The sequence below is a fragment of the Roseospira marina genome, from assembly GCF_014197855.1.
GTDB classification, from domain to species: domain Bacteria; phylum Pseudomonadota; class Alphaproteobacteria; order Rhodospirillales; family Rhodospirillaceae; genus Rhodospira; species Rhodospira marina.
The window spans coordinates 71,759-92,456 of the sequence record NZ_JACIGJ010000001.1 but is presented as its reverse complement, the minus strand read 5'-3'; the positions used below and the strand labels follow the sequence as shown (position 1 = coordinate 92,456).

21 protein-coding genes are annotated in these 20,698 nt (G+C 66.7%); 9 read left to right on the top strand and 12 right to left on the bottom strand.

The annotated features are described in order from the left end of the window. The first annotated feature begins 122 nt into the window (after positions 1-122). The 3 genes from GGD82_RS00450 (at position 123) to guaB (ending at position 3,533) form a co-directional block, all read left to right on the top strand. Positions 123-1,181, top strand: coding sequence for a Ppx/GppA phosphatase family protein (locus tag GGD82_RS00450; RefSeq protein WP_150060717.1), 1,059 nt, complete (start codon positions 123-125; stop codon positions 1,179-1,181). Further along, a complete protein-coding gene (locus tag GGD82_RS00445; protein ID WP_150060718.1) occupies positions 1,178-1,951 on the top strand; it encodes an RlmE family RNA methyltransferase in 774 nt (257 codons plus the stop codon). The genes GGD82_RS00450 and GGD82_RS00445 overlap by 4 nt, the downstream gene beginning before the upstream one ends. 118 nt (positions 1,952-2,069) lie before the next feature. Beyond that, positions 2,070-3,533: an IMP dehydrogenase gene (gene guaB / locus GGD82_RS00440; RefSeq protein ID WP_150060719.1), complete on the top strand. Its 1,464-nt coding sequence runs from the start codon at positions 2,070-2,072 to the stop codon at positions 3,531-3,533. Between the two features lie 155 nt (positions 3,534-3,688). Here guaB and GGD82_RS00435 read toward each other — a convergent pair whose 3' ends face one another. Together GGD82_RS00435 and GGD82_RS00430 are read right to left on the bottom strand one after the other, a co-directional pair. After that, complete coding sequence (locus tag GGD82_RS00435) at positions 3,689-3,907, bottom strand: hypothetical protein (RefSeq protein ID WP_150060720.1); 219 nt, start codon at positions 3,905-3,907, stop codon at positions 3,689-3,691. Between the two features lie 405 nt (positions 3,908-4,312). Continuing rightward, on the bottom strand, positions 4,313-5,179 hold the full coding sequence (locus GGD82_RS00430) for a squalene/phytoene synthase family protein (protein ID WP_150060721.1): 867 nt from the start codon (positions 5,177-5,179) through the stop codon (positions 4,313-4,315). A gap of 154 nt (positions 5,180-5,333) precedes the next feature. Between GGD82_RS00430 and GGD82_RS00425 the strand changes: the two genes are divergently transcribed. Further along, entirely contained in the window at positions 5,334-5,933 is a 600-nt protein-coding gene (locus GGD82_RS00425; protein ID WP_150060722.1) for a superoxide dismutase, read from the top strand. Between the two features lie 122 nt (positions 5,934-6,055). On the opposite strand, the gene GGD82_RS00420 is transcribed toward GGD82_RS00425, so the two are convergent. The 5 genes from GGD82_RS00420 to GGD82_RS00400 all read right to left on the bottom strand — a co-directional run bounded on the left by GGD82_RS00420 (position 6,056) and on the right by GGD82_RS00400 (position 11,030). Then, positions 6,056-6,781, bottom strand: a complete 726-nt coding sequence (locus GGD82_RS00420; protein WP_170284124.1) for a GGDEF domain-containing protein — start codon at positions 6,779-6,781, stop codon at positions 6,056-6,058. 97 nt (positions 6,782-6,878) lie between these two features. Next, positions 6,879-7,808, bottom strand: coding sequence for an ABC transporter permease (locus GGD82_RS00415; RefSeq protein WP_150060724.1), 930 nt, complete (start codon positions 7,806-7,808; stop codon positions 6,879-6,881). A gap of 1 nt (position 7,809) precedes the next feature. Continuing rightward, positions 7,810-8,910, bottom strand: coding sequence for an ABC transporter permease (locus GGD82_RS00410; protein ID WP_211364676.1), 1,101 nt, complete (start codon positions 8,908-8,910; stop codon positions 7,810-7,812). Then, the gene (locus tag GGD82_RS00405) at positions 8,900-10,507 is read right to left on the bottom strand and encodes an ABC transporter ATP-binding protein (RefSeq protein WP_150060832.1); all 1,608 of its coding nucleotides are present in this window, start codon (positions 10,505-10,507) and stop codon (positions 8,900-8,902) included. Before GGD82_RS00405 ends, GGD82_RS00410 begins: the two co-directional genes overlap by 11 nt. 64 nt (positions 10,508-10,571) lie before the next feature. Then, on the bottom strand, positions 10,572-11,030 hold the full coding sequence (locus tag GGD82_RS00400) for a flavin reductase family protein (RefSeq protein ID WP_311731924.1): 459 nt from the start codon (positions 11,028-11,030) through the stop codon (positions 10,572-10,574). Positions 11,031-11,287: 257 nt separating this feature from the next. Between GGD82_RS00400 and motA the strand changes: the two genes are divergently transcribed. The 3 genes from motA to GGD82_RS00385 all read left to right on the top strand — a co-directional run bounded on the left by motA (position 11,288) and on the right by GGD82_RS00385 (position 14,174). Further along, on the top strand, positions 11,288-12,145 hold the full coding sequence (gene motA, locus GGD82_RS00395) for a flagellar motor stator protein MotA (RefSeq protein WP_150060726.1): 858 nt from the start codon (positions 11,288-11,290) through the stop codon (positions 12,143-12,145). Positions 12,146-12,277: 132 nt separating this feature from the next. Continuing rightward, a complete protein-coding gene (locus GGD82_RS00390) occupies positions 12,278-13,309 on the top strand; it encodes a flagellar motor protein MotB (RefSeq protein ID WP_150060727.1) in 1,032 nt (343 codons plus the stop codon). Between the two features lie 130 nt (positions 13,310-13,439). Continuing rightward, on the top strand, positions 13,440-14,174 hold the full coding sequence (locus GGD82_RS00385) for an arginyltransferase (protein WP_150060728.1): 735 nt from the start codon (positions 13,440-13,442) through the stop codon (positions 14,172-14,174). Between the two features lie 7 nt (positions 14,175-14,181). Here GGD82_RS00385 and GGD82_RS00380 read toward each other — a convergent pair whose 3' ends face one another. The 4 genes from GGD82_RS00380 to GGD82_RS00365 form a co-directional block, all read right to left on the bottom strand. Continuing rightward, positions 14,182-14,397 (bottom strand): DUF3126 family protein, encoded by a 216-nt coding sequence (locus GGD82_RS00380; RefSeq protein ID WP_246163675.1) that lies wholly within the window; start codon positions 14,395-14,397, stop codon positions 14,182-14,184. A 111-nt stretch (positions 14,398-14,508) separates the two neighbouring features. Then, positions 14,509-16,101 (bottom strand): gamma-glutamyltransferase family protein, encoded by a 1,593-nt coding sequence (locus GGD82_RS00375; RefSeq protein WP_150060729.1) that lies wholly within the window; start codon positions 16,099-16,101, stop codon positions 14,509-14,511. Positions 16,102-16,148: 47 nt separating this feature from the next. Beyond that, positions 16,149-17,753, bottom strand: coding sequence for an ABC transporter substrate-binding protein (locus tag GGD82_RS00370; protein WP_150060730.1), 1,605 nt, complete (start codon positions 17,751-17,753; stop codon positions 16,149-16,151). Between the two features lie 187 nt (positions 17,754-17,940). Continuing rightward, a complete protein-coding gene (locus tag GGD82_RS00365; RefSeq protein WP_150060731.1) occupies positions 17,941-18,768 on the bottom strand; it encodes a DUF502 domain-containing protein in 828 nt (275 codons plus the stop codon). 323 nt (positions 18,769-19,091) lie between these two features. Between GGD82_RS00365 and GGD82_RS00360 the strand changes: the two genes are divergently transcribed. Next, a complete protein-coding gene (locus tag GGD82_RS00360) occupies positions 19,092-19,694 on the top strand; it encodes a thermonuclease family protein (protein ID WP_150060732.1) in 603 nt (200 codons plus the stop codon). A gap of 15 nt (positions 19,695-19,709) precedes the next feature. Here GGD82_RS00360 and GGD82_RS00355 read toward each other — a convergent pair whose 3' ends face one another. After that, positions 19,710-20,054 carry a hypothetical protein gene (locus GGD82_RS00355; RefSeq protein WP_150060733.1) on the bottom strand — a complete coding sequence of 115 codons (345 nt, stop codon included), beginning with the start codon at positions 20,052-20,054 and terminating at the stop codon, positions 19,710-19,712. A gap of 324 nt (positions 20,055-20,378) precedes the next feature. Here GGD82_RS00355 and GGD82_RS00350 point away from each other — a divergent pair, with 324 nt between their 5' ends. Continuing rightward, on the top strand, positions 20,379-20,666 hold the full coding sequence (locus GGD82_RS00350) for a hypothetical protein (protein WP_150060734.1): 288 nt from the start codon (positions 20,379-20,381) through the stop codon (positions 20,664-20,666). Positions 20,667-20,698 lie beyond the last annotated feature (32 nt).

The window sequence follows — 20,698 nt, the reverse complement described above, 5'->3', positions numbered from 1 at the left end:
ACCCACACCGTGCTGTGTCGAGAGTGTCCGTGCCGTTTGAACCCGTTCACACACCCGCGCCCTTCGGCGAGGCGTCGTCATCTGTGTCGCCGTTCGAAACCGCCCACAGCGGATCGGCGACGATGGCCGCCCCCCCGATCCGCCGGACTCGCGACGCCACACCGCCGCCCGCAGCCAGCGGGCATCCGGCCGCCGTGGCGCGACCGATCTTCATCGCGCTCGACCTGGGCACGAACAACTGCCGCATGCTCGCGGCCCGACCGGATCCGCGCGGGGGGTTCCGGGTCGTGGACAGCTTTTCCCGCATCACACGCCTCGGCGAGGGCCTACACGAGAGCGGGCGTCTGTCCGAGGCCGCCATGACGCGCACCATCGAAGCCTTGCGTGTCTGTGCGCGCAAAATGGCCCGCCATCGCGTCGCCGGAACGCGGATGGTTGCCACGGCCGCCTGCCGGCACGCCGCCAACACAGAGGCTTTCCTGCACCGCGTTTTCACCGAAACCGGGCTGCGGTTGGAAGTCATTCCCCCGAATGAGGAAGCGCGCCTTGCCCTGGCCGGCTGCTCGCCCCTTCTGCGAGCCGGCACCCAAGGCGCTGTCGTGTTCGACATCGGCGGGGGCAGCACCGAATTGATGTGGGTGGCGGCCGACGGCGCCCGCGACGGGCCGACGCATCGACCCCGTATCGTCGATATGGCGTCGCTGCCCCTGGGCGTCGTGACGGTCGCGGAGGCGCGCGGCGGCGACCTGTGCGACGCCAGCTACGCCGCCGTGAAAGGCGACGTGCTCGCCGCGCTTGCGGCGTTCGACGCCCGCCACGGCATCGCGGAGCGCCTAGCCAGCGGCGACAGCATCCAGATGCTGGGGACCTCCGGCACCGTCACGACGCTGGGTGGCGTCATGCTCGACCTGCCCCGCTACGACCGCGACAGCGTGGACGGCCTGGAGGTCGATTTCATTTCCATCCAGGCGGTGAGCCGCAGGCTGCGGCACATGAGCTGCGTCGAACGCGCTCATCACCCGTGCATCGGCGGGGAGCGGGCGGACCTCGTGGTCTCCGGCTGCGCCATCCTGGAAGCGATCTGTGACATGTGGCCCGTGGGTCGGCTTCGCATTGCCGACCGGGGTATTCGCGAGGGTGTTTTGATGGACCTTATGGGCGCCGCGGAGGCCTCAGCATGAGCCGCCGCAGTCGGAGTGGTGGTAGCGGCAACAGCGGCACCGGCAGCAAGGGATCCGGAGAGGGCGGCAAGGCGGTCGGGTCCGCCCGCAAGCTGCACACCCGCGTGCGCACGGCCCGAGGCCGCAAACCCTCCTCAACCCGCTGGCTGCAACGCCAGTTCAATGATCCCTACGTGCTGGAAGCCCGTCGGCAAGGATATCGCTCGCGGGCGGCCTTCAAGCTGATCGAGCTGGACGAGCGCTTCCACCTGCTGAAGCCGGGCCTGCGCGTGGTCGACCTCGGCGCCGCGCCGGGCGGCTGGACCCAGATTGCCGTTGATCGGGTGCACGCCGGAAAGGCCACGAACGCCGGTCTCGTGGTCGGTGTCGATATCCTCGAATGGGCGGAGGTCGCGGGCGCGCACTGCTTCACCCTCGACTTCATGGACCCGGCGGCGCCGGAGATCATCCAGGGGCACTGCGGCGGTCCGGTCGATCTCGTGCTGTCCGACATGGCGGCCCCCACCACGGGCCACACCCAGACCGACCACCTGCGCATCATGGGGCTGGCCGAAGCCGCCTGGGACTTCGCCGAGCACACGCTGGCACCGGGCGGCGCCTTCGTCTGTAAGGTGTTCCAGGGTGGGACGGAGGATTCCCTGCTCTCTCGGATCAAAATGCTCTGCGCCAACGTCCGCCATGCGAAGCCGCCGGCCAGCCGCAAGGATTCGGCGGAGATGTATCTGGTCGCACAAGGATTCCGTGGGCGCCCCGACGACAGGGACCCCTGAACCGGGTCCGAATGCCGCATCCTGTGCTCGCGAGGACGCCAGCCCCCTTGGCGGGGGCCGGCTGGCGTGGCATATCCCCGGGCACCCCCCGTCCGACGTTGCCCAGGAGATTCCCGTCATGCCCTTCCCCGAGGCCCTCACCTTCGACGACGTGCTTCTCGTGCCCGCCGCGTCCGAAGTCCTGCCCCATATGGCGAACGTCCGGACCCGGGTCACGCGGTCGATCGAACTCGCGATCCCGCTGATGTCCTCCGCCATGGACACCGTCACCGAAAGCGCGATGGCCATTGTGATGGCGCAGTCGGGCGGCCTGGGCGTCATCCACAAGAACATGGACATCGCGGCCCAGGCCGAAGAGGTCCGCAAGGTCAAGCGGTACGAGTCCGGCATGGTCGTCAACCCCGTGACCATGTTCCCGGACCAGCCGCTTGCCGACGCCCTGGCCATGATGGCGCACCACAAGATCTCCGGCATTCCGGTGGTCGAGCGTGGCGACGGCCGGCTGGTCGGCATTCTGACCCACCGCGATGTGCGCTTCGCCACCGACCCGGGCGAGCCGGTCAGCGCCTTGATGACCAAGGAAAACCTCATCACCGTGGCGGAGGGTGTCACCCAGGACGAAGCCAAGAAGCTGCTCCACCGCCACCGCATCGAGAAGCTGCTGGTGGTGGATGATGCCTATCGCTGCGTCGGGCTCGTCACCGTGAAGGATATCGAGAAGGCCACGACCTTTCCCTACGCCGCCAAGGACGAGCGCGGGCGTCTGCGCGTCGCCGCGGCGACCGGCGTGGGCACGGATGGCATCGCCCGCGCGGAGGCCCTGCTCGACGCCGGAGTCGACGTCGTCGTGGTCGACACCGCGCACGGGCATTCCCGCGGTGTCATGGACGCCGTGAGCCGGATCAAGGCCGTGTCCAACTACGCGCAGGTGATCGGCGGAAACGTCGCCACCCCGGACGGCGCCCGTGCCCTCATCGATGCCGGCGCCGACGCCGTCAAGGTAGGCATCGGCCCCGGTTCCATCTGCACCACACGCATCGTGGCCGGTGTGGGCGTGCCACAGTTCAGCGCCATCCTGGAAACCTCGGAGGTGTGCCGAGCGGCCGGCGTCCCCCTGATCGCCGACGGCGGAATCAAGTACTCGGGCGATCTGGCCAAGGCCATCGCGGGCGGCGCCGACGTGTGCATGGTGGGCTCGCTCCTGGCCGGCACGGACGAGGCGCCCGGCGAGGTCTTTCTGTACCAGGGCCGCACCTTCAAGGCCTACCGGGGCATGGGGTCGCTGGGCGCCATGGCGCGCGGCTCAGCGGATCGGTATTTCCAGGAAGAGGTCACGGACAACCTGAAGCTCGTCCCGGAAGGCATTGAAGGACGGGTCCCTTACAAGGGCGCCACCGGCACCATCCTGCACCAGCTCGTCGGCGGCCTGAAGGCGGCCATGGGCTACACCGGCAGCGCCACTATCGCCGACATGCACACCAAGGCGCAGTTCCGCCGCATCACGGCCTCAGGCTGGCGCGAAAGCCACGTGCACGACGTCGCCATTACCCGCGAGGCGCCGAACTACCGGGAATCCATGTAGGTTACCCCAAACACACGCCCCTAAAAAAACCGGGTCCCGCAAGGGGACCCGGTGTCGGGCGGCTGCTCGACGGCCATCAGGTCGGGATCAGGACCGCTGCGGGATGCCCCTCTAACGGACCGCCCGCCTGATGATCCTGTCCGGGAGCACTCGTGTCAGTGCATACCGCTCAGGCGTAGGACAGCATTGCCCCAGTCCGCCGAATTCGGTGCGGCGATGGTCGGGTCTGGGCCGTCAGCAAAGGCCATGGCATCCCACGAGGCGCTCATAAAGCCGTGACCCGTGGACAGACCCACATGAAGGAGCATGCTCAGGGCAATGACAACCACCACCCCGGCCGCATGCTCAAGGGGTGTAAAGGTCTCTTGCCGCATGATAGGCCTCCGTTTCAGCCGCGTCCTCTTGGCGACGACCTCCTAATCGCCAACACACGGACTTTCACGTCAACATTGTATATTCTGCCTGTACTTTAGCGTATTCAAGCTGATTTTTCAAGAAACGGTGAGCGCCCCGCTTTTCCATCAAATGCAATCTATCTCGACCCACCGAAACCCGAAAAAGGACCGGATGACGCGCCCCGTCCCACGCCATGGCCTGGACGGAACGAAGATCAACGCCTTGGGATCAAAGGTCAAAAAAGGCCTGCGGTGTCACGGGCGGGCGGTACAGGCCCACCGGTACTAAGGGAAACTATCAGCCGATTGCGGCAACTTCATGGTGTGCCATGCAAAACGGCTCGCGCAGACACATTATTTTGGCATGCGCAGCAGGGACACCCGTCAGCGCCCGACCAGAGACGCCAGCAGCAGACGCCCTGTTGGCGGCCGCAGCCTCATCACCCGCGCGTCGAACGGATCACCGTCCGCGCGCCGCAGGGTCCGCAGCCCCTGCTCCGCCAGCGTGCCATGGCGCAACATGGGCCGGGCACATCGCGCCGCTTCGGCTCGGAACGCCCGGGCCTGGGCCAGTTCGGCGTCCGCCAGCCTCAGCACGGCCCGGACACCGGCGCGGATCGCGGACCGCTCAGTGTCCCGCCCCGCCACGATTGCCGCCGGATCATAGCCGGCGGCGCGAGTCGCATCGGCCGGAAGCCGCAAGCGCCCCTGGCGGATCACTACGGGCGTGGCGCGCACCAACGCCACGAGGCCCCAGGCGGTCCCCACATGACGCGCCGCCGCACGGCTGGCCGCGTCCGTGGCGCCGAGCACCAGCCCCGCCGCTTCCACCGTCGCGCCGGCCGTTCCGAACGCCAGTCCGCGCAGGGCGGCCCCGTCCGCTGGCGGGTCGGGGGTCAGATCGTTCACATGGGCCTCCAGCAGCTCGTGCAGCAGAGTCGGTCCGCTGGCCCCCGGCCTCGCCCCCAAGGCCGGCACCGCCAAGGCGGGCAGCGTATGGACGGCCAGGGCCTCCGCCACCGGATTCCCCCGCGCCGCGGCGATCGGGTCCGCGGCCTCGATCACATCACGCCAGTATTGGAGCCGCATGACGCCCATCAACGGCTCGCGAACACGGCCGGCGACCTGCGCCAGCTCAGCGGCCAGGGCGAACAGGCCGAACAACGCCTCGCGCCGCGCCGGGGGCGCCATCAGTGTCAGAACGAACCGATCCCGATCCAGCCGCCGCACCACATCGGCGGCGGGGGACAAGGCGGGCGCTTTTGGGTCTCGGTCATCCGTCTGGCCCAACAGGCCGGCCTCCTTTGGAACGATTGTACACTTCACAGGAGCATCAACGGGACCTATGTACGCTGGTGACCCCGCACCCCCAACCCAGGTTTCACACGTTTAGACGAGGTTGAGAATGGCTTTCGAACTCCCCCCCCTGCCCTACGACACGTCGGCGCTTGAGCCCCACATGTCGGCTCAGACGCTGGAGTTCCACCACGGCAAGCACCACAACACCTACGTCACCAACCTCAACAACATGACCAAGGACACGCCCATGGCCGACATGGCCCTGGAGGACGTGATCATGAAGGCGTGGGCGGACAAAAACACCGGCGTGTTCAACAACGCCGCACAGGTTTGGAACCACACCTTCTTCTGGAACGGCATGAAGGCCGGCGGCGGCGGTGCGCCCACCGGTGCGATCAAGGACAAGATCGACGAGGCCTTTGGCTCGTTTGACAAGTTCAAGGACGAATTCAAGGCCGGCGGCGCGGGCCAGTTCGGGTCCGGGTGGGTCTGGCTGGTGCTTGAGAACGGCACCCTGAAGATCGCCAAGACCCCCAACGCCGAACTGCCGATGATCAACGGCCAGATCGCGATTCTGACCTGTGACGTGTGGGAACACGCCTACTACCTGGACTACCAGAACCGCCGGCCGGACTTCCTGTCCACGTTCCTGGAGAATCTGGTGAACTGGGACTTTGCGAACGAGAACCTCGCCAAGGCCACCTAATCCCGCTCGCTCCGTGGGGCCACCGAACAGCCGCCCGGGAGTCTCTCCCGGGCGGCTGTTTCTTTGTGCGGAACAGCAGGACCGCCTCGGCGGGCCACGACCCGGCATGCGGCGCCGGTGCTTCAGTGGGCCGGACGCGCCGCCTTTTGCCGATAGAGGGCGGCGTCGGCGCGGGCCAGGACATCCTGCATCGTCAGACCGGGCTCGAAAGCGCACAGCCCGCAGGAGACCGACAGCGGACGTGGCCCGTCCGGCATTAGAACGACGCGCTCGGCGACGGTGGCGGTGATGCGCGCGGCGATGTCCTCCGCTCCCGCCCGGTCCGTATCCATCAGGACGACCCCGAATTCGTCGCCCCCCAGGCGCCCAAGAAGATCCGAACCGCGGGTGCATTCGACCAGGGCCGCCGCGATCTGGCGGATGGCCTCGTCCCCCGCCGCATGCCCGCCCTGATCGTTGATCGGCTTGAGCCCGTCCACGTCCACCATGAGAAGCGCGACGGCGTTTCCGGGACGGGCCGCGTAGGCGATCATCCGCTCTAATTCCCGTACGAACGCGCGTCGGTTCCGCAACGGCACCAGAGGATCGGTATCGGCCAGGGACTCCGCGCGGTTCAAGCGCTCACGCAGCGACGCCACCTCATCGTGAAGCTGGCTCACCTCGGCGAGCAGCCGGTCCATGGCGGCCTGCACGGGGGGCGTCATATCGCTGTCGGGAATGCCGAGAACATGGGCGACGGGCCGGTCGAGCCCTTCGCCGCGCGCCGTACCGGCCGCTTCATCCGACGAGGACGTTCGCCCATAGACCCGGGTCCCACGTGACGGGCCCGCCCGCTCTGGAATCCTCATAAGCCCGCCCCACAACCATTCGACAGCGTGTCCTGTTGTAACAGGGGACACACCCGGCATCAATCAAAAGCGTACAATTTAATACAAAACGACGACGTCAGTGATCCGGTCGAAACACCTTGCCGATGCACGCCGGGGCGTTCAGCCGGATTTTCGTCTGATCGCGTGAGATCAGCACCAGCACCACGATCGTGGCCAGATACGGCAGCATGGACAGGATATGGGAGGACACCTCGACGCCCAGGCCCTGCGCATGAAGCTGGATGATGGTCACACCGCCGAACAGATAGGCGCCCAGCAGCACCCGACCCGGCTTCCACGTGGCGAACACCACCAGGGCCAGCGCGATCCATCCCCGCCCAGCGGTCATGTTCTCCACCCACATCGGCGTGTAGGCCAGGGACAGATACGCCCCCGCCAGCCCCGACATGGCGCCGCCGAACAGGACGCACAGATAGCGGATGCCGATCACGGGATAGCCGATGGCATGGGCGGCGGAATGATTCTCCCCCACCGCCCGGACCACGAGACCCGGCCGGGTGCGATACAGAAACCAGCTCACTGCGAAGGTCAGGGCGACCGACGCATACACCAGCGGATCCTGGGAAAACAGAACCGGGCCGACCAGCGGCAGGTCGGACAGCCACGGAACGTACACCGACTCCAGGCTCTCGATGGGAATACCGATGAAATCCTTGCCGACGAACGCCGACAGGCCAATGCCGAAAATCGTCAGGGCCAGACCGGTCGCGACCTGATTCGACATCAGGCTGAGGGTCATGACCGCGAACAGCAGCGCAACCAGCATGCCGGCGATTATGGCGGCAAGCAGCGCCAGAGCGAGGCTTCCGGTCGCCACGGCGGTTGCGAACGCCGCCACGGCCCCCACCAGCATCATGCCCTCGACCCCAAGGTTGAGGACACCGGACTTCTCCGTCACCAGTTCGCCGACGGCCGCCAGGGCGAGCGGTGTAGCCGCGCGGATGGTCGCCACCAGCAGGGCGACGATGGCGTCGAGACCGTCCATGTCAGGCGCCTCCCGTCCGCGTAGATGCCCGGGACCGGGCGGGGCCGGATCCGAACCGAATCCGATGATGGATCAGCACATCCGAGGCGAGCAGGAAGAACAGGATCATCCCTTGGAACACGCCGGTCATCGCGCGTGGCAACCCCATCTCGATCTGCAAGGTGTCGCCGCCCAGATAGGTCAGCGCCATGAACAGGCCGGCCACCAGGATGCCCAGCGGGTGTAGCCGCCCCAGGAACGCAACGATGATGGCCGTGAAGCCGTAGCCGGGCGAGATTTGCGGGTGCAGCTGCCCGATTGGGCCGGCGACCTCCACCATGCCCGCCAGCCCGGACAACGCACCGCCGCACAGAAGGCCGAGCCAGACCACCCGCGCCTGACTGAAGCCCGCATAGCCGCCCGCCCGGGGCGCCATGCCCATGACCTTGACCTGAAAGCCGATGAAGGAGTGCATCAGCAACACCCACACCACCCCGACGGCCACCAGAGCGAACAGCGCCCCGGCGTGCAGGCGCGTGCCCTCCACCAGCGCCGGCAGCAGGGCGGACTCGCCAAACAGCGCCGTTTCGGGGAAATTGAACCCGTCCGGGTCGCGCCACGGCCCGTGGACAAGGTAGCCCAGCAGCAGGCTTGCCACGTAGCTCAGCATCAAGCTGACCAGGATCTCGTTCGCGTTGAACCGGGTCCGCAGCAGCGCGGGAATGGCGGCCCAGAGCATACCGCCAACGATGCCCGCGCACACCATCACCGGTAGCAGCCAGGGTGCTTCCGCATCCCCGACCGCCAGCGCGACACCGCCGGCAAAGATGGCCCCCAGGATCAACTGGCCCTCGGCCCCGATGTTCCAGACATTGCCCCGGAACCCGACCGACAGGCCCAGCGCACAGAGCACAAGGGGGGTCGCCTTCACGATCAGCTCGGTCAGACCGAAGCTCGTGGTCAGGGGCGAGATGAAAAAGATGGTCAGCGCCCGCACCGGATCGTGACCGAGCGCCGCGAACAGGATCAACCCGGCCACTGCCGTCAGCCCCGCCGCCACCAAAGGTGTCAGGTACACCATGACGCGGGAGCGTTCCGGCCGCGCCTCCAGCCTAGGCCACATCGGCCGGTCCCCCCTTGCTCGGCCCCATGCGTGCCGGTGCGCTCTCGGCCCGCACGGCGGTGCCGGCGCCGCCCTCGCTATCGAACAGGCCCCCCATCAGCAAACCGACGTCCTCGGCCGTCACGGCATGCGTCGGCTGGCTCTCTGACAAACGCCCACCCGCGATGACGGCAATGCGGTCCGACAGCGTATACAACTCGTCCAGATCTTGGGAAATCACCAGCACCGCGGCGCCCCGATCCCGCAGATCGACCAGCGCCTGATGAATGGCCGCCGCCGACCCGGCATCGACACCCCAGGTCGGGTGCGCGGCGACCAGAACGCGGGGCGCCTGAAGGATCTCGCGGCCGATGATGAACTTTTGCAGATTGCCACCCGACAGACTGCCCGCCGCTGAGTCGCTGCTGCGCGCAATGACATTGAAGGCGTGAATGACCCGGCTGGCGAAGCCGTGCGTCTGACGGCGGTGCACCAGCCCCCGGCGCACCAGCCCCCCGTGCCGGTACGCCGACAGCAGTGCGTTCTCCGCCAGGCTCAAATCCGGCACCGCGCCCTGTCCCAACCGTTCCTCAGGCACCACGGCCAGCCCCAGATCCCGGCGTGCACGCGGCCGTAAATGGCCGGCGGGCGTGCCGGCGATGCGCACCGCGTCGGCCCGCGCCACCAACCGCTCGCCTGAAAGCACGCGCATGAGGGCGTTCTGGCCGTTGCCGGCCACGCCGGCGATGCCGAGGATCTCGCCCGGACGCACCGCCAGCGACACGTCCCGCAGGTCCGTTCCGTGCGGATCGTCGCGATCGACATCCAGGTTTTCGACCACCAGCAGCGGGGCCGTCTCGACGCCGGCCGCGGCCCGGCGTTGCGTCAAGTCCGGAACGTCGGTGCCGATCATCATGCGGGCCAGCGAGCGCGCGGTCTCCTGCCCCGGATCGACCGTCGCCACCAGCCGGCCGCCGCGCAGAACCGACGCGCGATCACACAGCACGCGAATCTCATCCAGCTTATGCGAGATGTAGAGGATCGAACGCCCCTCCCCCCGTAGCCGCCGCAGCACGTCGAACAACGCGAGCGCCTCGCGCGGGGTCAGGACAGAGGTCGGTTCATCCAGGATAATCAGGCGCGGATCGCCCAGCAGACAGCGCACGATCTCGACCCGCTGGCGCTCCCCCACCGACAGTTCATGCACATGCCGGTCCGGCGCCACGGCAAGCCCGTAGCCGTCCGATACCGCCCGGATCCGCTCGGACAGGTGATCGAGGGATTCCGCCGCGTCGAGCCCCAGCGCGACGTTTTCCGCCACGGTCAGGGACTCGAACAGCGCAAAATGCTGGAACACCATACCGATGCCCAGCCGACGCGCCTCCGCCGGGCTGGTGACACGAACCGGGCGCCCGTCCCATAGGACCTCGCCCGAATCGGCGGCAAGAACCCCGTTGACGATCTTCATCAGGGTGGATTTGCCGGCGCCGTTCTCGCCCAGCAAGGCGTGGCTTTCACCGGGCATGACCGCCAGATCGACGCGGTCGTTGACCAGGACGCCGGGAAAGCTCTTGCAGATGCCCCGCAACTCCAGGCGCGGCACGCCCGGCGCCGTCATCGGGCGGGTCTCCTGCATCTCAGTCCCTTTCGTTACCGCCCGTGCCCGCGGGTGCGCCTGCGGTCTAGGCCAGTCCGGCGTAGGCGCCACGGAAATAGAGCAGCGGGCGGTCCTCGGATGTGACATCCACCCGGGTCACCGCCCCCAAAATGATGGAATGATCACCGCCCTTGATCACCTCGTGCGTATCGCACTCGATCGCGGCCACGACACCCCCGATCAGGGGCGCCCCGTTGTGGCCCGGCGCGTGCTCGACCGCGGCGAACCTGTCGTCCCGCCGCGTCGCGAACCGGTTGGAGAGCTCGCGCTGGCCTTCCGCCAGAATGTTGACGGCAAACGGGCCGCGTTCAAAGGCATCCAGGGCCGAAACCCGCCGGTCGAGGCAGATCAGAACCAACGGCGGCACCAGGGACACGGAGGAGAACGCACTGACCGTCAGCCCAACCGGCGAGCCCGCCGCGTCCATAGCCGTCACCACCGTCACGCCGGACGCAAAACACCCGAGCGCTTTTCGAAAGGACACCGGATCAACCGTCATCTACCCTGCCTTGGCTGCGATGGGGCAAACCGGGTCTTATCGCATCGGGCCACGGGCGCCAATGTTTGATTTACGTTTTTGATTTACGTTGGCGGGCCTGGGATGTTCCTGTATGTCCGTTTACGTGGGGTGGAACCGGAAACGGGGTCATTCACCCCACCCGGACGGGCGGAACGCGATCCCCCCATGCGTTGCGACCGTCCCCTGTGTCGTAAACGCCCAAGACAAGGGTGCGAGGACCGATGCTCGTCATCGTTGGGACCATTGTCGTTATTGTCAGCGTCATCGGCGGATATGCCCTTGCGGGCGGCCACCTGGACGTGCTGTGGCAGCCCTATGAGTTTGTCATCATCTTCGGCGCTGCCATCGGGGCCTATATCATAGGCAATCCGAAAACCCTTCTCGCGAACACGCTGAAGTCGATCGGCCCCATGCTAAAGGGACCGAAATACAAGAAATCAGATTACCTAGAGCTTCTGTCGCTTCTTTACTCCCTCTTTCGACTGGCTAAGACCAAAGGCGATCTCGCACTGGAAAGCCATGTGGAGAAGCCCGAGGAAAGCCCGCTGTTCCAGAAGTTCTCCGGATTCTCATCGAATCACCATAATCTTGAATTTCTGTGCGACTATCTTCGCCTTTTGACCCTGGGCACCAGCAACGCTCACGAGGTCGAAACGATCATCGACGGGGAGATCGAGGCGCACCACAAGGAAAACCATGCCGTGTCCGAGGCCGTCAACAACATGGCCGACGCCATGCCCGCCCTGGGTATCGTCGCCGCCGTGCTGGGCGTGATTCACACCATGGGCTCGATCACCGAACCGCCGGAGGTGCTGGGCCACCTGATCGGCGCGGCCCTCGTCGGGACCTTCTCCGGCGTGCTGTTTTCCTACGGTTTCTTTGCGCCCTTCGCCCGCGCCATCGGCTCCGCCTACGACGCCGACACGGAATATCTGAACTGCATCAAGGCCGCCCTCCTCGCCCACATGCAGGGCTACGCCCCGCAGGTGTCGATCGAGTTCGCGCGTAAGGTCCTGTCGCCGTCCGTGCAGCCGTCGTTCACCGAGGTCGAAAACACGGTGCAAAATCTGTCGGACTGATCCCCTGCGGTGGAGAGGTCCGGGACCGTATCGCTCTTCACGGTTTCTTTAGCGGCGCTGGATACGCTGAGCCGCTGGAGCGACATACCCCTTGCGACGCCATCGTTTTGAGGGCACAGGGCGGATCCATCCATGGCCGAAGAAAAAAACGCCGTCATCATCAAGCGCGTCAAAAAGGGCGGGCACGGCCACCACGGTGGCGCGTGGAAGGTCGCCTACGCCGATTTCGTGACGGCCATGATGGCGTTTTTCCTGTTGTTGTGGCTGCTCAATTCGGTGACCGAGGAGCAACTGGAGGGCATATCGAACTACTTCGCCCCCACGGCCGTGTCATCCAGCACCAGCGGGGCCGGTGGCATGCTGGGCGGCCAGGTCGTCGGCCAGGGCGCCAATCAATCGATGAGCGCGTCGCCCACGGCCGAGCCGATGCTGCCCCCCCCCACCATCGGCCTCGGCGGCAATGACTTCACCGACCCGGCCGAGGGCCTGACGCTCGACGAAACCCAGCCCGACTTTCCCTCCGGCGAGGGCGAGAACATGGGCGACGGCGATGGGCCGAGCGACGAGACGGGCGAGCCCGCCGGCGCGGAGGAGGCCGCGCGTGAAGCGGCGCAGGAAGCCAGCTTCGACGAGACCGCCCAAGCCCTGCGGCAGGCCATCCAGGCGGTCCCTGATCTGGAGAAGTTTCAGGACAGCCTGATGATCGCGGAAACGGAGGACGGCCTGAAGATCCAACTTCTGGATCAGGACCGGCTCGCGATGTTCCCCGGCGGATCGTCGGCGATGTACGAGCACACCCGGCTGTTGCTGGGTCTGGTGGCGAATGCCATCAAGGATTTGCCCAACCAGCTTCTCATCAGCGGGCACACGGACGCCGCGCCCTTTACCGACCCGACCGGCTACAGCAACTGGGAGCTGTCCGCCGACCGCGCCCTGGCCAGCCGCCGGGTGCTTCTGTCCGGGGGCATCGACCCAGAGCGGATCGATGCTATTATAGGCAAGGCTGGGGTGGAACCGCTGCTGCCGGAGAGTCCGAACGACCCGCGCAACCGGCGCATTGATATCGTGCTGCTCCGTGACGCCGACCTGTATGACGCGGCCCAGGCGGAGCGCATTCCCGTTCTGCCGAGCGTCCTGGACGCGGCGCCCGCCGACGACTTCTAACGGGCATGCGCCGCACCACATACAGATCGCAAAGGATGGCCATCGGCCGAAAGCAGGGTTGGCGTTCAACCCTCAGGCGCCCATATGTCGAGTGCGCTGTCGAGAGAGCCCTAATGAGGTCGGTGCGTCCATGGATCAGACACCGCTGAAAAGGCCACAGTTTTTCTTCACGACCGCGCCCATGCCCTGCCCCTATCTGGACGGCCGGCTTGAGCGCAAGATCGTGACGGATCTGACCGGCCCCAGCGCGGACACCGTGCATGATGCCCTGTCCCGGGCGGGGTTCCGGCGCAGCCATACCATTGCCTATGCGCCCGCCTGCCCGGGCTGTCAGGCGTGCCTGCCCGTCCGCATTGTCGTGGATGGGTTCAAGCCGCGCGGCACGCTTCGGCGGATCACCAAGGCCAACACCGATCTCTCCGTGACCGTGCTGACGGCCAGCGCGACAGCGGAGCAATACCAGTTGTTCGCCCGGTATCAACAGGCCCGGCACGGCGAGAGCGACATGGCCCTGATGGGCTTCTTCGATTACCGCTCGATGGTCGAGGACAGTCCCATCGATACGGCGATGGCCGAGTTCCGGGATCCGGACGGCACGCTCGTGGCCGGATGCCTACTGGACCGAATGAACGACGGGCTGTCGGCGGTCTATTCGTTCTTCGAACCGGACAGCGCAACCCGCCGCAGCCTCGGCACCTACATGGTGCTGTGGCTGATCGAACGGGCGCGGTCCGAGGGCCTGGACTATGTCTACTTGGGCTACTGGATCGAGAACAGCCGGAAGATGTCCTACAAAAGCCGGTTCCGCCCGCTTGAGGCGTTCGGCCCGGAGGGATGGTCCCGCCTGGACGAGGCCACCACCTGACTCCGCGTTACGTGGCGGGCAGATCGACGTCCAGAATCGTCATGTTGAAATCGTAAGAGATTTCGCCGTCTTCCTCGTCGCGGTACAGCGTGCCGATGAACTCGCCGTTGATCCACACTTCGGCGGGATCGGTCGGCTTCTTTGGCGGTTTGACGCTGATTCCGTCGGTCCGAAACGTGCGCCGCAGATACATCTCGACCAGTATGGTTTCCTGGCGATTCAAGCGTGCCTCCCGTCAATCAGTCATGGAACGTGAACCCTGCCCCTGTGACGGGACCCAGTGGGTTGCACCACGGATCCGCCCGCCCGGTCAATGGGGGGCGCCTCAATTGTGTCAGATCGCCGCGCAGGCGCCGTCCGCGCGAGGGTCGCTGGCGCCGAGGATAACCCCATCGGATCCCACGGAAATGGCGCCGGCGTGGCCCATCATGTCCTCGAACGGACCGACGACCTCCACGGCATGTCCGGCCGCCTCCAGCGCTCCGACCACGTCCGGGGCCATGCGGCTTTCCACCTTGAGCGTCGTCGTCTCCGCGCCCCAGGTGCGTCCCAGCAGCCAGCGCGGCGCGGTGACCGTCGCCTGAAGGTCCTGGCCGAACCGGACATAGCGGGTGAACACGGCCGCCTGGGTCTGGGGCTGGCCCTCGCCGCCCATGGTCCCGAACGCCAGTACGCGACCGTCCGCCAGACGCGCCAACGAGGGGTTGAGGGTGTGCACCGGCAAGCGGCCGGGCTCCAGCCGATTGGGACCGTCCGCCAGTGTAAAGGCCGAACCCCGGTTCTGCCAAGTCACCCCGGTGCCCGGCACCACGAGCCCGGACCCGAACTCCCAGTAGACGCTCTGGATATAGCTGACTACGCGGCCCTCGCGATCGGCCGCGCCCATCCAGACGGTGTCGCCCCCGGCCCCGCCCTGGGGCCACGGCAAGGCGCGCTCCCGGTCAATCCGGGCGGCCTCGGCGGTCAGTGCGTCGGGTAAGAGCCAGTCCGCCGGGTCCTCCGTCATGCGCGCCGGATCGCTTAACGATGCGTCCCGGCGCAGGAACGCACGCTTGGTCGCTTCCACCAGCCCATGGACATGCGCGAACCCATCCGCCTCCCGCACGCCAAGCCGGTCGAACAGACCGAGAATCATCAGCGTGGCCACACCCTGGGTCGGGGGTGGGTGGCCGAACACGCACCCATCCTTCAGCCCCACCTTCAACGGGGCCACGCGCGCGGCCCGGTAGGCGTCGAGATCGGCCAGAGACACCGGAGCGCCCGTCTGCTCCAGACCGGTCGCCAACGCCCGCGCGACCTCCCCCCGATAGAAGTCGTCCAGACCCACGCGCCCGAGTCGCTCCACGGTCTCAGCCAACGCCGGATAGTGCTGAACCGTTCCCGACAGCGGCGGGAGGCCCTCCGGTGCGAAGGTGGCCGCGAAGCCCGGCACCGTCGCCAACTCCCCCCATTTCGCCGCCGTCAACGCCGCCTGCCCATCGCTCACCACGACCCCGGTGCGGGCGTGGTGCACCGCGTCGACCAGCAGCCGCGACACCGGCAGGGGACGGCCGCCCCAGGCGTGGGAGAGCGCCAGGGCCTCCGCCCACCCGGCCACCGCACCCGCGACCGTGAGGGCCGCCAGAGGGCCGCGCGTGGGCAGCGTCGCCGTATGGCCGTGCTCCCGGTAGAACGCCGGGGTGGCCCGCGCCGCCGCCGGCCCACAAGCGCGGATGGCGACGGGATCCTGGCCCGGCTCCGCGATCAGCCAGAAGCCGTCACCCCCGAGCGCGTTCATATGCGGATAGACCACGGCAATGGTGGCGGCGGCCGCCACCATTGCCTCGACGGCCGTTCCCCCCTCGCGCAGCACGTCGCGCCCGGCCTGAGCGGCCAGATGGTGAGGGGCCGACACAATGCCGGACAGACTGGCGCGAGCGCGCAACATCGCAGGGACTCCGTGGTTCGGGGGGCTCGCGTCGGGTCTGTGTGCCCTTACTCGGCGGTTTTCGTGATGTTGCGGTAGTACACGACGTCGAAGTTCGGCCCAACCTCGAAGCCGGACACACCCTCGCGCTCCGCCACCACCCGGATGTTCTGGAACATGATGACGAACGGCGACTCCGCCAGGAAATCGCGCTGCAAGTCCTGGTACATCTGGCGGCGCGCATCCTGGTCGCTCTCCGCCAGGGCGGCCTCGGTGCGGGCGGTGTACTCCGGAATATCCCAGGCGTTGCGCCACGCGAGCAGGCGGTACGGGCTGTCGTCGCCGTTGTCCGGGTTCCAGGCGAAGCCGGACGCGTTGCCGTGCGGATCCAGGTAATCCGGCGCCCAATAGCCGATGTAGATGTCGTGCTGGCGGGCGCGGTACTTGGTCAGCGTTTGCTTGTTGTCGCCCGGCAGGAGCTCCAAGGTGATGCCCGCCTGCGCCCAGGTCGCCTGAAGCGCCTGCGCGATGTCGGAGGTGGGGAAGGTGTTGCGCGTGTCCATGGTCACCGTGAACCCGTCCTCCAACCCGGCCTCGGCCAGCAGCGCGCGCGCTTTGTCCAGGTTGAGGGAATACGGCGCCTCGTCGAGGGCCCCCAGGAACCCAGCCGGCAGAAAGGTCTGGTGCTTGACCTTGGTGCCCTGGAGGATATGGCGCTCGATGCCGTCGTAGTCCACCAGCCACTTCAGCGCCTGACGCACCTCCGGCTTGGCGAGGTTCGGGTTTTTCTGATTCAAGCCGAGATAGGTGACCGCGCCCTGCGGGATGCTGCGCAGGCTGATCTCCGGGTTTTCCTTCAGCGCCGCAAGGTCTTCCGGACCCAGATTGCGGGCGATGTCGGCGTCGCCCTTCTCCAGCATCAGACGTTGCGGCCCGCTCTCCGGCACATGCCGCAGGGCGATGCGCTGCATGGCCGGCGCGCCCCGGACGTAGTCCTCGAAGCGGTCGAGCAGCACCACCTCGTTGGGTCGCCACGCGCTCAGCGTGAACGGGCCCGAGCCCGCTTCGTGCGTCTTGAGCCAAGCGTTGCCCATGTCGCCGTTCTCGTCGTGCGCCATGACGGTCTTGCGGTCGAGCACGGAACTGACCCACGACCCCAGACAGTTCAGGACGAACGACGGTGCATAACGCTGATCGGTTTCAAGCACGAGCGTGTGCGGATCGGTGGCGCGCACCTTTTCGACGACGTTCTCCGCCGTCAGGCCGAACTCGGCCAGGATAAAGGCCGGCCCCTTGTTCAGCGTGACGACCCGTTGCAGCGACCACGCCACATCGTCGGCCGTGACCGGATTGCCAGAGTGGAACGTCACCCCATCGCGAATCGTGAAGGTGAAGGTTTTGCCGTCCTCGCTGACCACCCAACTCTCGGCGATGCCGCCCTTGATGTCGTCGGTGTTGTCGATGTCGTAGTAGACGAGGCGGTCGTACAGGTTCGCGATGACTTCAGCGCCCGCGAATTCGTATGCCTCCGCCGGATCCATGGTGATCAGCTCGTCGAGATGCCAGGCGATCACGGCCATGTTCGGGGGCGTCTCCGCCTGGGTGGCGGCGACGGGTCCGAAGGCGGTCATGAGACCGGCCACGGCGGCGGCACAAACAGTGTTGCGTTTCATGCTGGGCGTCCCCCCACTGAGCGGGCCCCGGACGCGCGGCACGACGCCGCGCCGTCCCCCAAAGCCTTCATCAATGCGGCGGTCCCGCCGGACGCACGGCCCGGCCGACCAACGGTAGTGATGATGGAACGCCCGACGGAGCGGGTCAACGATCCGCGCCCCTTTGGCCGGCCCCCGGCACGCGCGGCTATGCCCGCTCCAGCGAGCGCGGGCGCGACGTGGCGGACCCGTTCGCGGACGCGGTCGCGTCGGACTCCGTTCCGTTGGGTGCCGGAACGACGCGCCGCGGACCATGCCCCCCGGCGTACTCTTCTTCCGTGGTGTCGACCAGGGGCACCCGCCGGACCTCTTCGGGTCGGCGGTCCGGCGGTGTGACGATGCCGCCGGAGATCACCATCTTGATGCCTTCCTCCACCGTCATGTCGAGCACGATCAGATCCTGGCGCGGCACGAACAGCAGGAACCCGGAGGTCGGGTTGGGCGTCGTCGGCAGGAACACGTTGACGCATTCCTGCGCGGTCAGGTTCTGCACCTCGCCTTCCGTGACGCCGGTGATGAAGGCAATCGCCCAGATGCCGCGACGCGGATACTCCACCAGCACCACTTGCCGGAAGGCGGTGGATTGCTGCGCCAGCACGGTCTCGAGGATCTGCTTCAGGGCGCCATAGATGTTCCGAATCAGCGGCATCCGGTTCAGAAGCTGCTCGCCCAGACGGAACAGAATCCGCCCCACCAGCCCGGTCGCGAACGCGCCGATGCCGATCAGCAGCGCCACCATCACCAGCAGACCGACACCGGGAATGCTGACAGGCAGGTGATACTGCTCCGGGATGAACGCCGCGACGCGCTCATCCACGAATTCGATAAACTTCCAAGCGACGAAGAACGTGATGGCCGCCGGGGCCGTCACCAGAATACCCGCGAAGAAATGATTGCGCAGACGGGTGGTCAGCGAGGCCCGCGAATGGCCCGGCTCGGCAACAGGAGTGGACGGGGGAAGGGGGGACCTGGTCATGATCGAGGTTTTCCATTCGGAATGGAACGCGGCACGGGACCCGTGGCCTGACGTCGCTGGAGGAGTCGCGACCCAAACCGTCGTCTCCTCCCGCCACGAGGTCCGGACACCGGATTGCGTCGGGGATCCAGGACATATGGCGTGGTTTTAGGGCAGAACCAGGGCACCCCACGCACACGCGCCCATAGCGGCAGGCCGGAGGTTATACAGACGCCCCATCGATAATTTGTTAAGATCATACTGTCGATAATATGAGAGTTCAAAGTCGTTCGCGAAAATTTTATTAAAAGAACGGCTGAGGGCTCCAAGTGCGGGAGGCCCCGATGTCCACTTTTACATCTCACACGCAACACGAACGGTCTCGCCCACGGCCCGGCCTTCCCCTGCGCGCACCGGCACAGCCCTTCCCCGCGAACCGGGCGACCCCACTCCGGATCGGTCTGCTGACCCTTCTGACCCTGACCGCCGCCCTGCTCCTCGCACCCGCAGCAGCACGGGCGGACGCGATGGGCCCCGCCTGCGTCGAATCCGGCAATGTTCTGGTGATCGACGGGCATCGCGCCTATCGAAAGTGCGAGGGCGGCCAGCCCGTCATGCTGTACGGGATTGCCGCGCCGTCCCTGGATCAGACCTGCACCTTTCGCGGCAAGGTCTGGCCCTGCGGCCGCGAGGCGGCCTCGACCCTGCTGCGCCTGACCCTGAATAAGACCGTCTCGTGCACCGGGGACTCGTTTGATCGCGAGGGTCGCCTCATCGCCGTGTGTCATGCCGGCGGCGTCGATTTGAATGCCGCCCTGGTCCGACTGGGTCTCGCCGTCTCCGAAGGGACGAAGTACGCCCGCCAGGAAGGGGCCGCACGCGCCGCACGAGCCGGCATGTGGATCGGGGAGTTCGAGCGACCGGACAAACGGAGCGCCCTGTACTGAGGGACCGGCCGGTCTTTACGACTTGCCCTCCATCGCCTCCAACGTCACATAGCCGCGCTCGAATGCATGCTGCAGAGCCTCGAAGCCCGTGCGGGCGGCCTCGTATACGGCGCGCCGGTTTTCGATGGTCTCCAGTTGCTCCGGCGTGCAGTGCTCCCAGTCCATCGCCATCACCGCCTCAAGATACTGCGCCCTGACGCGCGCGATGGAAACGGCCAGCTTGAAGAAGCTGTCCCGGTTCAGATGCGGAAGTTTGCGCCCGATGATTTCCTGATTGGCGGCCCGCATCGCCATTTCGATTTCTTCCATCAACCGCCTGTGGGCGATCAGGTGCGCGCGGTCATCCTTACTTCCCGTCATTGCTGACCTCTTCTGCCGTACCCGATCCGACGCGCGCGGATCCCGCCCGGGACACCGGCCGCCGACGCCGCGACTGAGCCTTACAAGACCATGCTGACGCACCCGCCCCTGGGAATCAACGCAGGGATCGCGCTCAGTGCGGGCGAACACACCGTCTTCAGTCCGCGAAGAACCCAGAATCGCGCCATTCTGCACTGCAAAATCTGCACGCATCCAAGCCGGAACCGCTGCTTATGTTAACCGCATACCGCAGTGCGAAACGAAACGACGGCGTGCTCCCGTGACGCGCGTGCGGCCCACTGTCAGCCACAAGGACAAGATCTGATGCACGAACCGATACTTAAGCTGGATGGTCCCTTTGCCGCGGAAGCGATCGCCCGCCACCAGCGCGACGTTTATATGGCCCACCTGATCCGCGCCGGCGTCCGCCGACTCATGGCACGCCTGTCGGGCACCCCGGCCCGCGCCGAGCAGACGACCGCCGGCCAGGCGACCGATGCAGTTCAGCCGTGCTATGTCCGTGAACACGGACTGACCACGATGCCCGACGCGGACACCATCGCGGCCCGCTCGTCGAACGATCCGACCACGCGCGACAGCCGCGCGGCCTAATCGCCGCCGCGGCCGGCCCGGACCTGGAGCCT